The 5,127-nt window shown below is 62.4% G+C and carries 6 protein-coding genes and 1 pseudogene; all 7 read right to left on the minus strand.

Annotation, left to right across the window (positions count from 1 at the left end):
• Window positions 1-105: 105 nt before the first annotated feature.
• Window positions 106-1,218 (minus strand): annotated as a pseudogene (locus tag KBY78_RS15960) (DEAD/DEAH box helicase family protein); the annotation flags it as partial.
• Entirely contained in the window at window positions 1,215-1,598 is a 384-nt protein-coding gene (locus KBY78_RS15965) for a HEPN domain-containing protein (protein ID WP_255144455.1), read from the minus strand. The pseudogene KBY78_RS15960 and the gene KBY78_RS15965, both read right to left, overlap by 4 nt.
• Complete coding sequence (locus KBY78_RS15970) at window positions 1,585-1,968, minus strand: nucleotidyltransferase domain-containing protein (RefSeq protein ID WP_255144456.1); 384 nt, start codon at window positions 1,966-1,968, stop codon at window positions 1,585-1,587. Before KBY78_RS15970 ends, KBY78_RS15965 begins: the two co-directional genes overlap by 14 nt.
• Window positions 1,965-2,489, minus strand: coding sequence for a DUF429 domain-containing protein (locus KBY78_RS15975; protein ID WP_255144458.1), 525 nt, complete (start codon window positions 2,487-2,489; stop codon window positions 1,965-1,967). Before KBY78_RS15975 ends, KBY78_RS15970 begins: the two co-directional genes overlap by 4 nt.
• A gap of 409 nt (window positions 2,490-2,898) precedes the next feature.
• Window positions 2,899-4,230: a DUF1254 domain-containing protein gene (locus KBY78_RS15980; RefSeq protein WP_255144459.1), complete on the minus strand. Its 1,332-nt coding sequence runs from the start codon at window positions 4,228-4,230 to the stop codon at window positions 2,899-2,901.
• Between the two features lie 138 nt (window positions 4,231-4,368).
• Window positions 4,369-4,827, minus strand: coding sequence for an RES family NAD+ phosphorylase (locus KBY78_RS15985; RefSeq protein ID WP_255144460.1), 459 nt, complete (start codon window positions 4,825-4,827; stop codon window positions 4,369-4,371).
• A complete protein-coding gene (locus KBY78_RS15990) occupies window positions 4,827-5,075 on the minus strand; it encodes an antitoxin Xre/MbcA/ParS toxin-binding domain-containing protein (protein WP_255144461.1) in 249 nt (82 codons plus the stop codon). Before KBY78_RS15990 ends, KBY78_RS15985 begins: the two co-directional genes overlap by 1 nt.
• Window positions 5,076-5,127 lie beyond the last annotated feature (52 nt).

Raw genomic sequence — 5,127 nt, forward strand, 5'->3', positions numbered from 1 at the left:
AACAGAGCTAGCAATTTGCCTGCAGGTCAAATGAGATAGGGGTGAGCCTGTGCATCATGTGCCGCTTCTGGGGCGGCATTTTTAATGTCGTTCGATTGCCAGTGAATCCCGATTATTCGAGGTACCCTTAACGCGAAAGGGGGTAAGGAAACCATCGTTGATGCCCTCCTTGAGGGAGTAGGTGAACACCGGCTCGCCGAAGTAGGCGTAGGTGTCGGTGTTGTCGGTGCGGCGGGGGGTGGCGGTGAGGCCGAGCTGCACGGCGGGGGCGAAGTACTCGAGGATGCCGCGCCAGGTGGATTCGTTGTTGGCGCCGCCGCGGTGGCATTCATCGATCACGATGAAATCGAAGAAATCGGGCGGGTACTGGCCGAACCAGGGGGAGGGCTTGCCGTCCGCCGCCGGTCCGCTCATGAAGGTCTGGAAGATGGTGAGGAACACACTGGCGTTCGTGGGAACCCGGCCCTTCTTGCGCAGAGCATCAGGTTCGATGCGGGCCAGGGCGTTGTCTTCGAAGGCGGCAAAACCGGTGAAGTCGTTGAAGGCCTGATCGGCGAGGTTGTTCCGATCAGCCAGGAAGAGGATGCGGGGCCGGCGGGTGGCCTGCCCGGAGAGGTTCCAACGGGCCTGAAACAGCTTCCAGATGATCTGGAAGGCGATCGAGGTTTTGCCGGTGCCGGTGGCCAGCGTCAGCAGGATGCGGTCGCGGTCGCTGGCGATGGCCTCCAGCACACGGGTCACGGCGATGTCCTGGTAGAAGCGGATCTGCCAGCTGCCGCCCTTGTCGGGATAGGAGATGGCAGCGAAGCGATTACGCCAGGCGTTCTCCTCGGCAAAGGTACGGTCCCACAGGTCCTGCGGCGTGGGGAAACCGGCGGCCTCGGCCTCCTCGCCCGTGGCCATGTCGATGGCGTAGACGCCCTTGCCGTTGCTGGCGTAGGTGAAGCGGATCTGCAGCTTGGCGGCGTAATCCTTGGCCTGGCCCACGCCTTCGCTGAGTGACAGGGTGTCGGCCTTGGCTTCCACCACCGCCAGCTGGGTGTTGCGGTAGGTGAGCACGTAGTCGGCGGTGAGCGGCTTGCCGCGCTTGCCGCCGCCCTCGATCCGGCCGGGAGTGATCGAGAACTCACGCCGGATGCGGCTGCCTTCCACCACGCCCCAGCCAGCCGCCGCCAGCAGCGGATCAATCAGTTCAGCGCGGGTTTCGGCCTCGTTCATGGGATCAGCGAGGCCACGTGGGCGTGCAGGTCAGCGCAGAGCTGGTTCCAGGCGGCGCGATCGAGGTGTTCCAGCTCCGGCTCTTCGTCGTATCGCCACACGACAGCAAAGAGGGTGAAGCGGCTGAGTCCAAGGAAGGGCTCAACAGCGGCTCCCTGGTCGCGCAGCATCTGAAACAACAGCCTGAGGTTGTGACTGAAGGGTGGTTGCTCAGGCGTGAGCACCAGCAGCCAGGCCTTCAGAGTCTTCTCGATCGCCTGCTGCAGATGAAATCCCCAGGTGGATTCCTCAAAAAGGGACGGATCCGCCATGGCCATCGCGGTTCGCAGATCACGGTGCGCGATGCGCAGAAAGCCGGACGACGTTTCAGCCGGGGCCATGCAGTGGCTCCGCAGGATCCAGCCGCCGCCCATAGCGGAAGGCCTCGGCGATCACATTGATCCCGCCACGACGACGATGCTCCACCTCGCTGGCGGAGTAAAGCAGCAGCTCGATCGGGAGGCGGTGATGGGCCAATTTCCAACCCAGGGCATCCGTTTCCTCCAAACGCGAATGGCTGGCCAGCCAGGCATCCGGCACGGTGACCAGAAGATCCAAATCGGAATCGGGGCGGGCAGTGCCGCGGGCGCGGGAGCCGAACAGGCGTACTTCAGCGCCTGGGATGGCTGCCTGGATCTCGGCCGTGATGGTGCGCAGCAGTGGCTCATCCACCACGTAGTGATAGCAGGAGGGGCGGGCTGAGGCGCTCATGAAGGGCAGTCTGGCCGAACTCCACGGCTGGAGGCCATCGCGGCAGGGAAGCTGGGAACGATGATCAGGCCGGATTCCGGCTCGCCATGGATCAGGCACTCCCCACCGGTGGCGGCGTGGTGGGCCGTGAGGGCGCACAAGGCGGAATCGATCCAGTCGATGTTGGTGAGCGGTGCCAGGGCGATTCCTGCTTGCTGCAGCAACTCACGCCGCTGCGTGCGCTTCTGGGGCGCCTTGGCCTTGCCGCCGCGCATGTGCCAGGTGATGGCATGGGGGAAGGTTTCCAAGCAGCCAGGCCCGGCGATGGGCAAGCGGCAGATCAGGGGATGGGACGCCGCCAGCGCCTGGTAGAGCTTCTCCCCCTGCAGCATCCAGCCGAAGTAATCGGTGCGATGGGGGGTGTGGGCCTTCTGATGGGTGGGGGAGGAGAAACACCAGATCCCCTTCTGCATCAACTCCCGTTCACAGGGCCGCGCGCGGCCATCACTGCTCCAGCGGCAGGGGGCATCGATGGCGATCACACGTGCCTGTCAAGCGGGCCTCGTCCCACTCCAGCGTCTCCCGCAGGCGGCCATTGCCCGCAGATCCGCCCAAGGCGGCGAGAGCGCCAAGGAATTCATCGTGGAGATCATCGTTGCTGCCGGCGTCGCTCAGCGGGCTCTCAGCGGCGTAGGTCAACGGGGGGAAGAGTTCAGTCTCCTCAGGATGCCAGGAGGGTTACGACCGGGGCAAGGCTGACCACCGGTGCTGGGCACCGCCCAGGGGGGCAAGGTTATTCCCGCAAGATTGAACCTTCCGAAGGAGTGAAGCAATCAGGGTTCAGTGGGTTTTTTATGTGCCTAACGCCGGGCACAAGGCGCCGCCGTAGGCTGCCGCCTTGTGCCCTTGTTAATGAAACCGAGGAAAATTCGTCCGTATTGGCTTAGGGGATCACCGCGTCTTTATGACGGCCGGGGGCGCCCATCGGCCATCAGTGACCTCGCTCTTGGGTGCATACACTCGCATAGTCAGGTTGAAGTCTCCTGCCGGTGCCGGCAGCCAGTTCGACTCCCTCTCAGCCCCAGGCGACGCATGCTGGATGTACAAATCGACCGAGCCATCCGCGTTGAACTTCAGGGCATCGCGATCGCCGATGGCGTTTCGCTTCAGTTCATTGGCGGTTGGAAACCCATGCTCGTCGTACAACGTAATCGACCAGAAAACCTGAGCGGGCGGAATCTCATTCTGGGCGAAGTGCAGCACGTACTGGTTTGCCCCGTTCAGCGGGTTGCCGTCCGCGTCGCCGATGTTCAGCGGATAGACCGCGTCCTCCGGCAGGTTGGCGCCCAGACCGACCAGCGCGACAATGCCCCGCTTGAGATAGTAGTTCCCATACACACCCATCGTGTCCGTGTTCATCTGCCAGCCATTCACGACGCGGGCAAGCGTTGGAATCTTCGCCCGCATGGCCTTAAGAGCGTCAGGCGCTGCGCGCTCCAGTGCACGCTTGACAGCCAGATCAGCTTTCCAGAGATCAAAGGACTTGCCGGGCTCGATCCCGATTTGTCGCATCCGCGCGACAATGGGTTGGTCTGTGATGTGCGGCGGATTGACCTTCAGGAGTTCAGCGGCGTAGCCGAAATACTTGCCCGCGTCCATACCATCAACCTGCGTCATCGGAGGCGTCTTCATGTCCACCGTCGGATCAATCGTTGCCCTGACCGGCTGCGGAGTCTTGCCCAGCTGTGTCAGTGGCGTCGTCGTGTAGCCAGCTTGCACCTGATGGACGGCCCCGTAGTCCTTTTCGCCATTGGTCTGCGTGCGCCCGATGATCCAGACATAGGGCGTCGGCGCGTCGATGCGCTGGACGCCTTCGGGAAGCCTGCCCTGCCAACCGGGCGGCACAACCGCGAAACGACCTGCGCCCGTGCCCGTCGTGCGCTTGCCAGGGCAGGCAAACACGTCTGACCACATGTCGAGCATCGGGAGCATGTAGTAGCGGTCCTGCGTGTCCGGAACCGCGACCACCATCGGTTCTTTCGTGAGGTCCAGCCAAGCGATCGAGTACAGCGTGTCGAAGTTTGGCCGTACAACATCGCGGAAATCCGCCGGGGGGAATACCGGGACGTGCGTGAAGGTGTTCATCGGTCCGCGCCCGAAGGCCTGCCCGGCTTCGACGTTGACAGCCTGACGCCGCGTCGCGTCCATCACAACGAGCGGGTAGAGGTAGGTGTAGGCCTCGATTCCGATCTCGTAGGCTTGCTGCTCATCGATTTGGTTCATGGGTTCGATTTCCTTTCGTGTGCTTTGTTAAGTTTCTGTCAGCTAACGCTTGCCATCACCTGGCTGCAGTGAGTGATGCGTCAAGCAGATTGGCTCGCGGTGGCGGCACAGAGGATGGTGTTGTTGGCTGGCTTCTCGTCATAAGAGCCGCGTATCGAACGTGAAAGCCTCATCGCTGATGATACGTATTTTCTGCGCTTCTGGATGCCGAGGATTGAGCAGAAAGTTGCGTTCGACCGTGATGACTGCGGACGGCACGTTCAAAGCCGCAGTGCGTCCGCTCGTGAGCCACGACGACCCGAGTGATTGGAGCGATGCAGGGGCTGGCACGGAATGCCAGTCCTCCGGCAGCGTGACCGGTTCGAGTACTTCTGTGATCAGGTCATCAGGGATTTCGATGGCGAGCAGCCTTAAATCGGTCGGAGCCGTGAGTGGATCGACATGGACGAGCACTTCCAGCGCCGCGAGCGCCGCAGAGGTGGCGGTGTAGACGATGGGATGCCCCTTGATGTGCCAGCGTCCAGAGGTGTACATTCCGCCGATTCCATCAAGCGCTGTATCCACGTAGGGCTTGCGGCAGATCCGCCAAACGCGCATCAGCTAAAGATCCCGTAGTTGAGGCGCAGCAAGACTTCTTCGACCTGACGAGCGCCGATTTCGGTGTCTAGAAGATCGAGAGGCATCTCGCACCCCAGTGCACGGTTGGGAGTTTTCAGCCACACGCGGGCCTTGTCGATGGAGCCAAGGACCTCGACGGCCTGCGAGACCACTCTTGCAACCCGATAAAGCCGATCAGACTCCTGGGGGTTGAGGTGTCGCGCCTCCTTCCAGCAGCGTCCCAGCAAGTGGTGTAATTCAGGAGTAGCAGCACCGGCGTAGCCGGTGCTGACGGCTCAG

It is taken from the genome of Synechococcus sp. EJ6-Ellesmere (assembly GCF_024345875.1).
In the GTDB taxonomy this organism is placed as follows: Bacteria; Cyanobacteriota; Cyanobacteriia; order PCC-6307; family Cyanobiaceae; genus Regnicoccus_A; species Regnicoccus_A antarcticus.